At 69.0% G+C, this 15,073-nt stretch carries 11 protein-coding genes; 1 reads left to right on the forward strand and 10 read right to left on the reverse strand.

Annotated elements, in window-relative coordinates; all coding sequences use genetic code 11:
• Positions 1-30 precede the first annotated feature (30 nt).
• From EV643_RS00860 to EV643_RS00875, 4 genes are read right to left on the reverse strand one after another with little or no spacing between them, the layout of a single operon-like run.
• Positions 31-1,869, reverse strand: coding sequence for an IlvD/Edd family dehydratase (locus tag EV643_RS00860; RefSeq protein ID WP_133797980.1), 1,839 nt, complete (start codon positions 1,867-1,869; stop codon positions 31-33).
• Positions 1,866-3,320, reverse strand: coding sequence for an aldehyde dehydrogenase (NADP(+)) (locus tag EV643_RS00865; protein ID WP_133797981.1), 1,455 nt, complete (start codon positions 3,318-3,320; stop codon positions 1,866-1,868). Before EV643_RS00865 ends, EV643_RS00860 begins: the two co-directional genes overlap by 4 nt.
• The gene (locus tag EV643_RS00870; protein ID WP_133797982.1) at positions 3,317-4,207 is read right to left on the reverse strand and encodes a fumarylacetoacetate hydrolase family protein; all 891 of its coding nucleotides are present in this window, start codon (positions 4,205-4,207) and stop codon (positions 3,317-3,319) included. Before EV643_RS00870 ends, EV643_RS00865 begins: the two co-directional genes overlap by 4 nt.
• A 37-nt stretch (positions 4,208-4,244) precedes the next feature.
• Positions 4,245-6,995, reverse strand: a complete 2,751-nt coding sequence (locus tag EV643_RS00875; RefSeq protein ID WP_133797983.1) for a UxaA family hydrolase — start codon at positions 6,993-6,995, stop codon at positions 4,245-4,247.
• Positions 6,996-7,148: 153 nt separating this feature from the next.
• On the opposite strand from EV643_RS00875, the gene EV643_RS00880 reads away from it, so the two are divergent.
• The gene (locus EV643_RS00880; protein ID WP_133797984.1) at positions 7,149-7,835 is read left to right on the forward strand and encodes a GntR family transcriptional regulator; all 687 of its coding nucleotides are present in this window, start codon (positions 7,149-7,151) and stop codon (positions 7,833-7,835) included.
• Between the two features lie 154 nt (positions 7,836-7,989).
• Here EV643_RS00880 and EV643_RS00885 read toward each other — a convergent pair whose 3' ends face one another.
• The 6 genes from EV643_RS00885 to EV643_RS00910 form a co-directional block, all read right to left on the reverse strand.
• The gene (locus EV643_RS00885) at positions 7,990-9,186 is read right to left on the reverse strand and encodes a Gfo/Idh/MocA family protein (RefSeq protein WP_133797985.1); all 1,197 of its coding nucleotides are present in this window, start codon (positions 9,184-9,186) and stop codon (positions 7,990-7,992) included.
• Positions 9,187-9,462: 276 nt separating this feature from the next.
• Positions 9,463-10,485 carry a 2-hydroxyacid dehydrogenase gene (locus tag EV643_RS00890; RefSeq protein WP_133797986.1) on the reverse strand — a complete coding sequence of 341 codons (1,023 nt, stop codon included), beginning with the start codon at positions 10,483-10,485 and terminating at the stop codon, positions 9,463-9,465.
• A gap of 106 nt (positions 10,486-10,591) precedes the next feature.
• On the reverse strand, positions 10,592-12,127 hold the full coding sequence (locus EV643_RS00895; protein WP_133797987.1) for an FGGY family carbohydrate kinase: 1,536 nt from the start codon (positions 12,125-12,127) through the stop codon (positions 10,592-10,594).
• Positions 12,128-12,140: 13 nt separating this feature from the next.
• On the reverse strand, positions 12,141-12,938 hold the full coding sequence (locus tag EV643_RS00900; RefSeq protein WP_133797988.1) for a DeoR/GlpR family DNA-binding transcription regulator: 798 nt from the start codon (positions 12,936-12,938) through the stop codon (positions 12,141-12,143).
• The gene (locus EV643_RS00905) at positions 12,935-13,552 is read right to left on the reverse strand and encodes a histidine phosphatase family protein (protein ID WP_133797989.1); all 618 of its coding nucleotides are present in this window, start codon (positions 13,550-13,552) and stop codon (positions 12,935-12,937) included. The genes EV643_RS00900 and EV643_RS00905 overlap by 4 nt, the downstream gene beginning before the upstream one ends.
• The gene (locus tag EV643_RS00910) at positions 13,549-14,967 is read right to left on the reverse strand and encodes an FGGY-family carbohydrate kinase (RefSeq protein ID WP_133797990.1); all 1,419 of its coding nucleotides are present in this window, start codon (positions 14,965-14,967) and stop codon (positions 13,549-13,551) included. The genes EV643_RS00905 and EV643_RS00910 overlap by 4 nt, the downstream gene beginning before the upstream one ends.
• Positions 14,968-15,073 lie beyond the last annotated feature (106 nt).

Below are 15,073 nucleotides of genomic sequence, written 5' to 3' on the forward strand. Positions count from 1 at the left end.
CTCGAATCGCCTCAAAGGGTCCCCAGGACATCAGTGGCTCTGTCTGCCGACGGCCGACCCGGTCCGCCCGACGAGGAAGTCGAGATCGCAACCCTGGTTGGCCTGGGTGACGTGATCGACGTACAGCCGGGCCCAGCCACGATCGCTCGGCGCCGTGGGGGGCTGCCAGTCGGCTCGCCGCTTGGCCAGTTCCTCCTCCGACACGTCGAGGTGCAGGCGACGTGCCGGTACGTCGAGCTCGATCCAGTCACCAGTCCGGACCAGAGCGAGCGGACCGCCGACCGCGGCCTCGGGCGAGACGTGCAGCACCACCGTCCCGTACGCCGTACCGCTCATCCGCGCGTCGGAGATGCGGACCATGTCGTCGACGCCTTTCTCGGCCAGCTTGCGCGGGATCGTCATGTTGCCGACCTCGGGCATCCCGGGGTAGCCGCGCGGACCCGCGTTCTGCAGGACCAGCACGGTGTCCTCGTCGACATCCAGCTCCGGGTCGTCGACGGCCTTGTCGTAGTCCTCGATGCTGGTGAACACGAGCGCCTTGCCGCGGTGCTGCGACAGCCGCTCGGACGCCGCCGACTGCTTGATGACAGCACCGTCCGGCGCCAGATTCCCCTTCAGCACGGCGGTTCCCGCCCCACTGCCGAGCGGGTCACCCACAGACCGGATCACTGCGTAGGATCCGCCCCGGTCGGTGCCCTCGATCCGCTCGGCCCGGGCCACGTTCTCACCCATGGTCTTACCGGTCACCGTGATCACGTCGGTCTTGAGCAGCGGCAGGATCTCCTTCATCACGGCGGGCAGGCCGCCGGCGTAGTAGAAGTCCTCCATCAGGTACTTGCCCGACGGCTGCAGATCCACCAGCCACGGCACTCCGCGGGCCCACTCGTCGATGTCGTCCAGGGTCAGATCGACCCCGACCCGGCCCGCGATCGCGAGCAGGTGGATGACGAAGTTCGTCGAGCCGCCGATGGCCGCGTTCGCCCGGACGGCGTTCGCGAACGCGTCCCGGGTCAGGATGTCGCTCGGCTTGAGGTCCTCGCGCACCATCTCGACAATCCGCTGCCCGGACTGCTGGGCGATCGAGTACCGCCGGGAGTCGACCGCGGGGATGGCCGCCGACCCGGTCAGTTGCAGGCCGAGCGCCTCCGCCATGCACGCCATCGTCGATGCCGTGCCCATGGTCATGCAGTGCCCGTTGCTGCGGGACATACCGGATTCCGCCGCGGCGAAGTCCTCCTCGCTCATCCGGCCGGCGTTGCGATCCTGGGTGAACTTCCAGACCGCCGTACCGGAGCCGATGTCGCAGCCGCGGAACTTGCCGTTCAGCATCGGGCCGCCGGTCACCACCAGGGTCGGCAGGTCGACGCTGGCGGCGCCCATGATCGAGCCGGGCGTGGTCTTGTCGCAGCCGGTGAGCAGCACGGCGCCGTCGATCGGGTTGCCGCGCAGCGACTCCTCGACGTCCATACTGAGCAGGTTCCGGAACAGCATCGCGGTCGGCCGCAGCATCGTCTCGCCGAGCGACATCACCGGGAACTCCAGCGGGAAGCCGCCGGCCTGCCAGACGCCGCGCTTGACCGACTCGGCCAGCCGGCGCAGGTGCGCGTTGCACGGGGTCAGCTCGGACCAGGTGTTGCAGATGCCGATCACCGGGCGGCCGTCGAACACCTCGTCGGAGAAGCCCTGCGCCCGCATCCAGGACCGGTGGATGAACCCGTTCCGGCCCTCCTCGCCGAACCAGTGGTCGAAGCTCCGCCGCCCGGTCCCGGGTCCGCCGGTCGCGGCACTCGGCGGTTCCCCAGCCGGCCGCCCGGTCTTCTCCGGCGTCGGCTCACCGGGGACATCAGTGGTTGGAGGAAGATCGCTCATCGAGACACCTCACTGGTTGTCACAGTGCCGTTCACCCGGCGGCTGATCCCGGCCGGGTTCGAGTCCTTCAGTACGGCGGGCAGCACCGCGTCGGGCGTGTCCTGATACGCCACGGGCCGCTGGAACCGGCGGGCGGCGGTGACGCCCACGCTGGTGAAGATCGACCCGACCGTCGACGGGGACGGGCCGCCGTGGTGTTGCGCCCAGGAGACCGCGACCCCGGTCGGCCAGCCGTTCCAGAGCACCCGGCCGGCCCTTGCCGTGAGCAACGGAAGCAACCGGCCCGCGAGCTCCGCGTCAACCGCCTCCTCGGCGTGCACGGTCGCCGTCAGGTTCCCCTCGAACGCCTCGACCGCGGCGGCGAGCTCATCGACCGACGAGTACTCGACCACGACCGACACCGGCCCGAAGCACTCCTCGAGGATCTCCTCCCGGCGCGCGAGCAACTCGGCCACTGTCGTCTGCAGTAACGTCGCACCACCCTCGCTCCAGACCCGGATCCCGTCGACCTTCCGCAGCCGGTCCAGCCCCGAGGAGAAGCCCTCCGCGATCCGGTCGTTCAGCATCTGAGCCGCGGGAACCCCACCGGCCGCCTCGACCAACTTGTCCTGCAACCCATGCCCGGCCGGCAGGAAGAGCAGCCCCGGCTTGGTACAGAACTGACCGACGCCCAGTGTGAACGAGCCGACGTATCCGGTCGCAATGTCATTGCCCCGGGCATCGACGGCGGCCTGGGTGACGAACACCGGGTTGAGGCTGCCGAGCTCGCCGTAGAACGGGATCGGCTCCGGCCGCGTCACCGCGATCTCGTGCAACGCCTTCCCCGCCGGCACCGATCCGGTGAACCCGGCCGCCGTGATCCGCGGATCCTTCAGCGCGATCACGCCGACGTCGAACCCCTGGATCAACCCGATCGTCCCGGCCGGCGCCCCCGCGACCCGGAGCGCCTCGATCATCACCTCGGCCGTCTTCACCGACAACTCGGGATGTCCCGGATGTGCCTTGACGATCACCGGGCATCCGGCCGCGAGCGCCGACGCGGTGTCCCCACCGCAGACGCTGAAGGCGAACGGGAAGTTGCTGGCGGCAAACACCAACACCGGTCCGAGCGGCACCAGCACGCGGCGGAGGTCCGGTCGGGGTACGGGTTTGGCCTGCGGATCGGCCGTGTCGATGGTGACCTCGAGCAGCGCCCCCTCCTCCAGCGCGTCCGCGAACATCCGCAGCTGCCCAGTACTGCGGGCGACCTCACCGCGCAGGCGGGCCTCCGGCAACGACGTCTCCCGCATCGCGATCGGCACCAACTCATCAGCCGCGGCATCCAGCGCATCCGCCGCGGCACGTATCCACCCAGCCCGTACTGCGGGCGCCGAAGCGGCAAGCGGTCCCGCAGCCGAAGTGGCGACGGCGAGAGCCTGCTCGAGCTCGGCAGGGGTGGTGTCCGGAATCATCGGGTCTCCTCAAGGGTCTCGGCGGCCAGGTAGGCGAAGGGATCCCGGCCGACAGCCACGGTATTCGTCAAAGTGCCGACCTCGCCGATCGCGATGTCGACCACGTCGCCGGCCTGCAACGCGAAGTCGAGTTCCGGCACGATGCCGGTGCCGGTCGCCAGGATCACGCCGTCCGGGAAGTCGTTCGGCGCGAACAGCACGTCGATCAGGTCCTGCAGTTCGCGGACCAGCTTCGCCGTCGACGTCGTGCCGGTGAACACCTCGTCGTCGCCGCGCCGGATCACCAGGTCGATGGTCAGATCCTTCGGGTTCGCCACCTCCCAGGCGGGGCGGATCCCGGTCGCCAGCGCGCAGCCCCCGGCGAACACCTTCGCCTGCGGGATGTAGAGCGGGTTCTCGCCCTCGATCGAGCGCGAGCTGACGTCGTTGCAGATGGTGAAGCCGGCGATCTCGCCGTGGGCGTTGGCGACCACGGCCAGTTCGGGTTCGGGGACGTCGTGGCCGGAGTCGGCCCGGATCCCGATCGCCTCGCCGTCGGTGACCAGCCGCCAGGCCGGTGACTTGAGGAACAGCTCCGGCCGCGGCGCGGAGTACACCCGGTCGTACACGTCCTGCTGGCTGCTCTCCTCCATCCGGGCGCCGCGGGACCGCTCGTACGTGACGCCGGCACACCACACCTCGCCGCGACCGTCCAGCGGCGGCAGCAACCGGACGTCCTGGACCGGTACCGCGTCACCGAGCTTGCCGACCGCCCCACGCAGCTCGTCGACTGTCAGCCGCAGCAGCTCGGCCAGCCCGGTGACGCCGAGAACCGGCGCGACCGTGTCGCCGGTTCTGACCCCGGCCTGCGGTTGGCCGCCGGGGAGTCGGTATCGGACCAGATGCATGTGCCCACCTTTCGCTGATGTCATTCGCCAACGTCAATCACATGGAAGTTCCGAGCAGGCCGCGGGTGATCTGGAAACCGACGTTGCCGGATGCAACCGCCTTCGGGACCTGCAGCCGGCTCGCGACCGCGGCGATCACGTCCAGCCCGGTCCGGGCCTGGTCGGCCGCGTCGCCGGCCGCCGCCGTGTCCAGGTCGTCGCCGTACTTCGCGACCGTCTCCGGGTCGTGGCTGAACTCGACCACCGGCACGAACCGCTGTGCCGGCAAGGTTCCGCCCGCGACGTGCGCGAGGATCTGCTGAACCCCACCCGCACCGAACCCGGTCGCGGTCTCCATCCAGTCCGTCCCCGGCATCCGCATCACGTGCCAGCCCGGTACGGCGAACCGCTGGCCGTGCGCGATCGTCGGGCCAACCACGTCGGCTGATCCGAAAGCCGTCGTACGGAACGTGTCGTGGGCGAGGAGGACGCCGCGGGAGGAGAGCACGACCGATCCACCTGAGCCGACGATCTCGCGGCCGATCAACGCCATCGCTTCGGCGGTCTCATCGGTCAGCGGCCCGCGGGCTTCGAGGGCGACGGTGAGTTCGCCGACCGTGCCTTCGACCTCCTGCGGTGCGGCCAGGTCGAAGGTGCTGAACCACTCGCGGACCCGGCCTGTGACAGCCTCGATCCCGCCGTCGGCCTGGATGCTCGCCCAACCGAAGCGAGACGGGTCGGCACCTGCCTCGACCAACCGAGAGCGGAAGTAGTCGTTGTGGGTCTTCTCGCAGCCGTGTTCGAGCAGCAGGGCCATCCGGGTATTGGGGTGCAGGAGATAGCCGAGCATGGTCCGGGCGAAGGTCTCCTCGGAGGCGCCGCTGCTGCTGCCGCAGCCCTCTGTGTGCGGCAGAGCGACCATCCGGGTGACGGCGTCACCGGCCCACCTCTCCAGCTCGGCCTGGGCCGCGATCCGCAGCGCGATCTGCCCGGAACACAGGCTGGTCGGCAGGATCAGGCCGACCTGCTCCGGGGTCCGCCGCCCATCCGCTTCGAGCAACCAAACCGGCTGTGAGGTTGCCGGCGGTGTACTGACCTGCAGAGGAGCTCCGTCCAGCGGGGCGTCGCGGTCCTCGGCGGGGAGTTCGAGGAGATCGCGCTTGGTGCGGCCGTCGGTGCTGACCGAGATGCCCTCGCGCGGTCCACTCTGTCGCCAGTTGCGCCAGATCGACACCTGACTGTGGCCCGCCCGTTCACCCGCACTCGGCTGGCCCGACGCGACCCGGACCGCGAGGTCGAACGTCGACGCGGTCAGCTCGTCCATCGGCGTACCGGTCAGGTACGGGCCGGCGTTGACGTCCATCTCCGCCTGCAGCAGCTCGTACCGCGCGGTGGTGGTGACGAACTTGAGCGTCGGGACGAACGGGAAGTTGGTGATCGACCCGTTCCCGGTGGTGAAGAAGATCAGGTTGCAGCCGCTGGCGACCTGGCCGGCGACCGATTCCAGGTCGTTGCCAGGGCTGTCCATGAAGATGTAGCCGTTGCAGCGCCCTGCCTTCGGCCCCGCCCCATCCCACCCAGGCAGCGGTTCGCCGTACTTGATCACGTGGTCCAGCCGGACCTCGCGCGGCAGCTTGCGGGCGGCGCCGATCGACTTGAGCACGACGTTGTAGAGGCCGCGGTAGATGTTGCCGCCCGACGGGTTGCCCTCAGCGGTGTGCCCGTGCCAGCCGACCCGGTCCTTGAACGATCGCACGATCTCCAGGAAGCGTTCGGCGGTGGCGAGGTCGCGGACGTTCTGCAGCACGTACCGCTCGGCGCCGATCAGCTCGTCGGTCTCCGCGAGGACGGCGGCCCCGCCGTGCCGGATCACCTCGCGGCCGACGGCGCCGGCCAGCGGGTTGGCCGAGATCCCGGAGAACGCGTCGGACCCGCCACACTGCAAGGCGATCCGGAGGTCGGCCAACGGGACCTCTTCGCGCCGCTGGGCAGCCACGATCGGCAGCCAGGGCTCGATCAACGCGCCCGCCTCGGTGAGGTCCCGCTCGAACCCGCCGCGCCGGGTGAAGTACGCGTGCGGAACCCGGATCGGCGGATAACCCTGCTCGGCCATGAAGTCCTGGATCGCCTGACCCGAGACGAGATCGGCCTCGCTGTCGACGATGAGGACGGCGCCGACGTTCGGGTTCAACGCGAACCCGGCCAAGGTGGCGAGCAGGAAACCCAGGTTGTTCGGCGTCCCCTCCTCACCGCCTTCGGTGTGCGCCACCGGTACGACGCCGTCGCCGGCCGCGGCCCCGTCGAACCGGCGCGCCAACTCGGTCACGAACCCGCTGCTCAGCGAACTCGTGGCCAGCAGTACGACGTGATTCCGCGTCCCGGCCGGCCCTTGGTCGCGGGGGTAGCCGAGGAAGGTCCCGGGCTGCTCGACGCTCGTCACCTGGGCACCGAAGTTCAGGGCGTTCTCGTCCAGCACGAACGGGTCGAGTGGTTCGTTTTCGGCGGACGGCTCGACGGGGAGTCCATCCACCCCACGGGCAGTCAGCGCGGCCAGGCTGGTCGGCGTACAGATGTAGTCACCCGGCTCCAGATCACGCAGCGCCCGGGCGAACGGGGTCTGCCAGGACGTGATCGCCTCGCCTGCTCTGACCGGGTGGACCACGATCCGGTGCCCTTCGAGGACGGTGTGCGGCAGGGTCACCGCAGTACCGCCGACGTCGATCACCGTGCCGGCCTCGAGGCGACGCGAGCAGATGGCGGCGTTGTCCCCGGGTTCGGGCACCACAGCGACCTCTTCGAACCTCAGCATCCGTCCGCGCCCTCTCCCGGGCCGTCAGCCCCGCACTCACCAGGCGCGGGCTGGCTGGTCGGCCACAAATCGTGCATGATGCATGATTACCAGTGCCACCCTGCCGAATGACCCGCCTGGGGTCAAGCCCGCGACCACTCGTTGGAGATGCCGATGACGGAGACCGTGGAGCCGGCGGACCGGCGGTTGCTCCGGCGCCAGATGCTGGCCGACGACGTCTACGAGGCGATCAAGACGATGCTGATGGACCACGCGATCCGGCCCGGCGCGCGGATCTCCATCGACGGGCTCGCGCGCGAGTTCCAGGTTTCGTCGACGCCGGTCCGAGAGGCGCTCGCGCGGCTGGAGTCCGAGGGGCTGGCGCACAAGGAGCCACTGAAGGGCTATCGGGCGACACCGCTGCTCACGCTGGCGGAGTTCGACGACCTGTACCGCTTCCGCCGGCTGCTGGAACCCTGGGCCGCCCGCCGCGCCGCCGAACTCATCGACGACCCCGGCCGCGAACGCCTCATCGCCGAGCTCGCCACCGCGTTCGAACCCACCTCGGTCGACTACGCCGGTTACAAGTCACTGACCGCGCACGACAACCGCTTCCACTCCCTGATCGCGACCCTGTCCGGTAGCGAGCAGGTGCGCCTCGCCTTCGAGCGCACCCACTGCCACCTGCACATCTTCCGGCTGCACTACGAGCGCGACATCGGCCCCGAGGTCCTCACCGAACACCGCCAGATCGTCCAAGCCATCGCGCTCGGCGACCCCACAGCCGCCGAGCAGGCGATGAACCACCACATCGACAACTCCATGTCCCTACGCCTCCGCAAGGTCTACGACCTCCCGTAACGCGGCGCCCCGTTCAGTCGGCTCAGTCGATCGGCCGGCCGGTCGGTCGGTCGGCCGGCCCAAATCTCAGAGGCTAACCTCCCGGCTGCACGGTTACCCCGCGAGAATCCGAGGGGGCAACCATGCACCTCGAAGGCTAGCCTCCGAGATGCCGTCAGGCCGGGGCGTCGCCGTGGTCGGGGATTTCGAGTTGTACGCCGCCTTGCAGGGCGGACTGGTGTGCGTAGATCCCGGGCAGCGTGTACCGCGCGGCCACCCAGGCGTTGATCGGCGGGATCGCCTTGTCGGCCACCGCGCGGACGAAGTCGTCGGCCAGGAAGTGGTGCGACCCCTCGTGCCCGTTGTGCAACCCGGCGAACTCGGCCGGCAGCCGACTGCGGTCGTGCACCGGGGAGAGCCCGGACAGGAACGCGTCCCGCAGCGCCGGATCCACATTCGCCAGGTCGTCGTCCTCCAGGGAACCGCTCGGCTTGGTCTCCATCAGGTGACTGAGGTCCTCGACACCTTCCTTGGTCTGCCAGAGGGTCGTCGTGGCGAGCTGCTCGAAGCTGCCCTCGGTGCCGAACACCCGCAGCCGCGACTCGCGGATGTGCGACGGATACCCGACCCGGCGCATCTCGTTGGTCCGCATCACACCGCCGTCGGCCAGCTTGAACAGCGCGGTCGCGTTGCTGAAGTCGTTGCCGAACTGGCTGATCTCCTTGTCGAAGACGCCGTCGCCGCGATCGTCCTGCACGCCGATGCAGGACACATGCGTGGCGTGCTGCCCGGTCACCGACAGAACGTTGCCGACGGCATGCGTCGGGTACAGCATCGGCGGGAACGAGGCGGTCTTCTTCCACTCCTCGCCACCGGAGTACTGGTACGCAGCGTAGAAGCCGAGATCCATGTCGTGGACGTAGTCGCCCTCGCAGTAGAAGACCCGGCCGAACTCACCCTTGGCCAGCTTGTCCCGGCAGTACACCGACGACGGGTAGTAGAAGCTGGTCTCGCCCATCATGTAGGTCAGGCCGGTCTCCTTGACCAGCTCGATGATCCGGGCGATCTGGTCCGCCTCGATCGCCATCGGCACGGTCGAGTACACGTGCTTGCCGGCCTGCAGCGCCTGGATCGCCATCTCACCGTGCAACCAGCGCTGGGTGAAGATCGCGACCGCGTCCACATCCGACGCGAGCATGTCCTCGAAAGACTGGTAGGTGAGCGTGATCCCCTGCTTGGCCGCCATCTCGGCGGTCCGTTCCGGTACGACGTCGGTCAACCGCACGTCGGACACGTCCGGGTGTGCTGACCACAACCGCAGGAACGAGGGGGCGAACTGGCCGGCTCCGACCACACCGATGCTGATGCTCATGGATCTAGGCAATCACACATTTTTCTTCCACGAAAGAACAAATCCGGACGTTGGATTCTGTGATCCAGACCACTAGTGTCCCGCGTCGGAGATTGCTTGACAGTGGGCGGTGTCCAGGTGCGTGCATCGCAAGGCGGAGAAGCGGCCTCGATGCGGTGTTCATCGTGGCCGTTTCTCCAACGCCGCGAGGTGCGTGCCTGGGCGCCGCCCACGTCAAGCAATCTCCGACACGGGACACTAGGTCCGTGCTGCGGGGTTGGAGGCGGTCAGTGACGATCACCGCTGGATTCCGGCTGGTTCGCGGCCGGTGAGGTAGGCGGCGACGGCCTCGGCGGCGATCGAGGCGGCGCGGTGGGCTGTTTGCCGGGTGGCTCCGGCAAGATGGGGTGTCATGACGACATTCGGTGCCGTCAGCAGCCGTGAATCCTTCGGCACCGGCTCGGATTCGAAGACGTCGAAGGCCGCGGCCCCGAGCCGGCCGGACTCCAACGCGTCGATGGTTGCCTCGTAATCCAGCAGACCGCCGCGCGCTGTGTTCACCAGTACTGCGCCTTGCCGCATCCGCGCAAGCTGGTCCGCACCGATCATGCCGCGAGTGTCTTCGGTCAAGCGGGCATGCAGGCTGACCACATCCGATCGGCGGAGTAGGTCGTCGAGCTCGACCACTTCAGCGCCGACCGGGAGCGACCTGGGATCGATCGCTGGATCGACCACGAGCACCCGCGCCCCGAAGGCGAGCATCACGCGGGCGACCCGGCTACCGATAGCGCCGTACCCGATCAGCCCGACCGTTGCCCCGTCCAGCTCCGACCCGCATTCGTCGTACGCGTAGAGGTCGCTCCGCCATTCACCCTGTTCGAGCGTGCGTTGCAGCTGTGGGAGTTTGCGCAGGGCACCCATCATCAGCGCGACCGCGTGTTCAGCCGCGGCAATCGCGTTCCGGCCGGGCGTTGAAGCGACGGTGATCCCGCGTTTGGTTGCCGCAGGCACATTCACGTTCACCGGACCGCCGCGGCAGCAGACCAGGAAGCGCAGGTCCGGTGCGGCCTCCAGCACCCGCTCGGTGAAAGGCCCCATCTGCGTCACCGCGATCTCGACCCCGGGCAACGCCTCGATCAACTGGTCCTCCGCGTCACTCGCCTCGTCCACCTCCGCGACCCGCCCGTACGGCGTGAGCGGCCACGGCAACGTCACCGCGCGGAAGTCGAACGCCACGTCCGGCAGCCCGGACAACGCGGTCGCGAGCGCCTCGTTCCGGACAAAGTGGTCGCCGGCCAGCAGAGCCTTGACGGTTCTCATCGGACTCCTACGGTGCTCATCGAACTCCTGGGGGCGGGAGGCGGGTGCGGCCGATCTCATCGCGCTCCCGAGGGCGTTGAGTGGACGGGAGGCGGGTCGGCCCATCTCATCGAGCTCCTGAGGACGTCGAAGCGTGGACGGGAGCGGGATCGGCCCAGCGTGGGCGGGCGGCCTCGATCCGGCGGAGGTAGTGCGCGTAGCCCTCGGCGTAGAACTCGGCCCGCTGGGGATCCGGATCGACCTCGCGGGTCTCGGCGATCCACTCGTCGCCGACCGGACCGACCGCCCGGCGCGCCGCGACTACGGCACCACGAGCGGCGACCTGTGAGGCCTCGGTCGTGTGCAACGGACTGTTCAGCACATCGGCCAAGATCTGCGTCCACTCACCGCTGCGAGCACCACCACCGCAGACGGTCACCCGTCCGGTCCACCCGGCCGCATCCAGGCAGTGCCGTGCCGCGTAAGCGATCCCCTCGCACGTCGCCCGGACCAGATCGGCCTGCGTGGTCGACAACGAGATCCCGTCGAACGTGCCACGCGCTCGGGTATCCACGAAAGGCGCGCGCTCGCCTGCTTCCGAAAAGTAAGGAAGTAAGGTGACGCCGTTCGAGCCGACCGGGCTGTCCGCCAGCAGACCGGCGAGCTGATCAGTCCCGAGGCCGACCAGTGTCAGTACCCGATCGAGGGCTGCGGTTCCGACCATGGCCGGCATCGCACGCAACCACACACCGGGTGTCCAGGTGCCGAGGAACAGGCCGGCCGGTTCGCCGTCGACAGGCAACTCTTGGGTGACCACTTGGCACGCGAGCGTCGTACCGACGGTCAGCAACGCGTCGCCGGCATCCGTGACTCCCGCGCCAATCGCGGCCGCGGGTAGGTCGTACGGTCCGGCTGAAACCCTTGTCCCCAAGGGCAATCCGGTCGTCGCGTCCGTCAACTCGCCGACCGGTCCACTCGGCGCAACCGGGGCGAGGAGGTGTTGCCACTCCGACATACCGGTCGCGGCCAGCGCCTCCGCGTCGTACTGGTTCGTGCGTGGATCGAGGAACGGCGCCGACGCATCGGACACGTCCGTCTCACGGACTCCGGTGAGCCGCTGCATGACGACGTCCTTGCAGTACGCCGCTGTGGTTGCGCGGTCGAGTACGGCGGGTTCCTCCGCAAGTACTGCGGCCAGGAGCGGACCTGATGCGCCGGGGAACATCCGGTTGCCGGATCGACGGAAGACGAGCTCGGCAACCCCGTCGGCCGTCCACTTCTCCAGGATCGAACTGCTGCGCGCATCCAGCCAGGAGATCGCGGGCCGAACCGCGACCCCCTCCGCATCGACCAGCCAAAGCCCATCCCCTTGGCCGGTGATCGCCACCAAGCCAGGTTCCCCAGAACCCCCAGACCGGGGTGGTGGGGTGGGGAAGGAATCAAACACTGCCGCACCGCCGAGGCCGCCCGAACGTGCCCCTGCTGCCAGCTCGGCGATCACATCGTTGACTGAGGCAACGATCTCGCCTGTGTCATGCTCGAACCGGCCTAGGCCCGGCCGGACCAAACGGGTCGGCCGGGACGCCTCCGCCAACTGACGGCCATGCTCGTCAAAGGCAACGGCCTTGGTGACAGTGGTCCCCACATCCACTCCGACGTCCACCGGCGACTCCCTCCTAGAGTTTGGCTACCTCCACGGTGGCGCCGTGGTCGCGGGCGGCCTGGATCAGTTCGGCCGGGGTCTTCTCGTCCACCACGACCACGTCGAAGTCGGTCAGCGGGGCCAACCGGTGCAGAGCGGTCCGCTGCAACTTGACGTGATCGACCAGCAGGACCTTGGTCCGAGCGGCCCGAAGCATGGCCTGCTTGACCAGCACGATCTCCTGCTCCTGGTGGAACGCGTGCGTCGCCGACACCGCCGAGACACTGCAGAACAGCAGGTCCGTGTTCAGCGCCTCGACCGCCTCGGCACACGGCATCCCGCCGAACGAGTCGTGCGTCGCGGAGTAGATCCCGCCGAGTGCGAGCAGCGTGACGTCGCGGTACCCGGTCAGCTTGGCGATCGCCGGCAGGAAGTTCGTTGCCACTGTCAACGGAGTGATGTCCTCGAGCAGGTCGACCAGGGCCAGCGCGCTGGTCGAGTCGTCGAGCATCACCGACATGCCCGGCTCGATCATCGTCCGGGCGTGCCGTGCGATCGCCATCTTCTCCGCCTGCGCGGTGGTCAGCCGGTACGCGACGTTGCTCTCGAACACGCTGGTCGGCTGCGCGGTCACCCCACCGCGGTACTTGCGGACGACACCGCGCCGCTCCAGTTCGTCCAGGTCGCGGTGCACCGTCATCACGCTCACCCCGAACGCCTCGACCAGGTCGTTCGCGGAGACCGAGCCGTGCTTCACGACGTACGCCGCGATCTCGGCCTGGCGGCGGGCCGGGCGGCTCAGTTCTGTGGTGTCACCGTCGAGCTCGGTCATGCGGGGATCTCCGTTCGGACAGCCGGTGTGTTGTAGGCCTCGAGACCCACTGTGCCGTCCTGCCACCGCAACCGCACCAACGCCGCGGGCCCGAGTACCGGGAGCAGTCTGCGGTACTCCCGCAACTCCAGGCCGAGCACCCGGCAGACGAGCAGCCGGATCAGCGTGTTGTGCGCGATCACCAGCACCTTCCCGCCCTGATGCGCCCGGCCGATCTCGTCGAACGCCTCCACCACCCGATCGGCCGCCTTGGCCGGATTCTCACCGCCCGGGAAGTGGCTGCCGACCGGGTCCAGCTCGAACGCCGTCGCCACGGCCGGCGGGAGTTCGCCCAGCATCTTGCCCTCGGCGGACCCGAAGTCCACCTCACGGAGGCGGCCGTCGATCGTCGGGGTCAGCCCGAGCGCGTCGGCCGCCGGTTGCGCCGTCTGCCGAGCGCGGAGCATCGGCGACGACCAGAGCGCGTCGGGGCGGAACCCCTCGGCCCAGTCCTTCAAGTACTCCGCTTGCCTGCGGCCGACCTCGTCGATCGGCAGATCCGTGACGCCGGTGTACCGGTTGCCGTGGTGCCACTCGGTCCGCCCGTGCCGCGCGAACACGACGATCGTCCTCATCCGCGATACCCCCGGCGATCCAGCTCGGCCACGAACTCGTAGTACAGGTCAGTGAGCTTCGGTTGCGGCCGCGGTTCGATCACGCGCGCGGTGCGGACCATCCGGCTTGCCGTGTCCGCCACCGACCCACCGGCCGACGCCGCGAGCACCGCCATCCCGTACGCCGGATCGGGGGCCGCGGGCAACTCGACCGGTACGCCGAGGACGTCGGCGCGGAGCTGGTTCCAGTGCTCGCTGCGAACCGCGCCGCCGGTGAGCGAGACGGAACGCGGTGATTCGGCGCCGAGGTCGGCCAGGTGCTCGAAGGCGAGGCGCTCGATGAAGGCGACGCCCTGCTGGACCGCGACGTACCGGTGCAGTTCGTCGGGGACGTCGCCGAGCTCGAAGCCCTGGGCGTCGGGGGCGACGAACGGGAATCGCTCGCCCGGTTTGGTCAGCGGGTAGATGGTCGCGTCGATCGGGCCTCGGCCGGCGGTGAGGTCGATCGCGGCGCGGTCGAGTGCGTCGAGGTCGGCACCGGGGAGCATCGTGGTGAGGGCGCCGGCGCCGGTGTTGGACGCGCCGCCGGGAAGCCAGCCGCCATCGGGGTGCCGATGGCTGTAGACGGCGCCGGTCGGGTCGACGATCAGATCCTTGGTGACGCCTTTGAGGACGAGGGTGGTGCCGAGGACGGAGTTCCATGCGCCGGGGGTGAGTGCGCCGGCGGCGAGCTGGGCCGCGCATCCGTCGGTCATCCCGGCCATGATCGGTGTGCCCTCGGGGACCCCCGTGACCTGGGCTTTCGCCGCTGAGACGTGGCCGATCACGGTGCCGGGGAGGACTACCTCCGGGAGCAGTTCGGCGGGCAGTCCGAGCTTGTCGAAGGCCTGCTGCGGCCAGGCGTCGACGGTCAGGTCGTAGCCCGTCTTGAGGGCGTGGCTGGTGTCGGTGGCGACAGGGTGACCGGCGAGATCCGCGGCGACGACGTCCGCGCTGTGGGCGATGCGCCGGCCTCGGGGATTCAACTCTGCGGTGTTCGGCTCTTGGGGGTTCAGCCAGAGGATCTTCGGGAGGGCCCAGGTGGGCTGCATCGAAGTGGCCCAACGATCCGGGTCCGCCGCTCTGACCCTCGGGAGCAGGTCGGCGGCGCGGGCGTCGTCGTACATGAGAGCCGGGGTGACCGGGCGGCCGGTCTGATCGGTGAGGAGAACGGTGCCAGAGGTGGAGCAGATCGCGAGGCCTTCGACCTCTTTGGACGAGACCTCGGCCAGGACCTGGTCGACCGCGGTTAGCCAGTCGCTCGGGTCCTGCTCATGCCTGTTGTCGCTGCGGCGGCTGGTCAGCGGTCGGGCGGCGCGGGCGAGGACGGTGCCGTCGGCGTCCACCAGCACGGCCCGGACGCTCTGGGTGCCGAGGTCCACGCCGATCCACGCCACGACCGCCTCCCCTCACCGATGTTAGCTGCGTTGGTAACATAACATCAGATCGCGATAAGAAATCCAGTCTTTGACCGTAAGCGGACACTAAGAAACCCCGCGTCCA

This window comes from Kribbella caucasensis (assembly GCF_004361855.1).
Taxonomy (GTDB): Bacteria; Actinomycetota; Actinomycetes; order Propionibacteriales; family Kribbellaceae; genus Kribbella; species Kribbella caucasensis.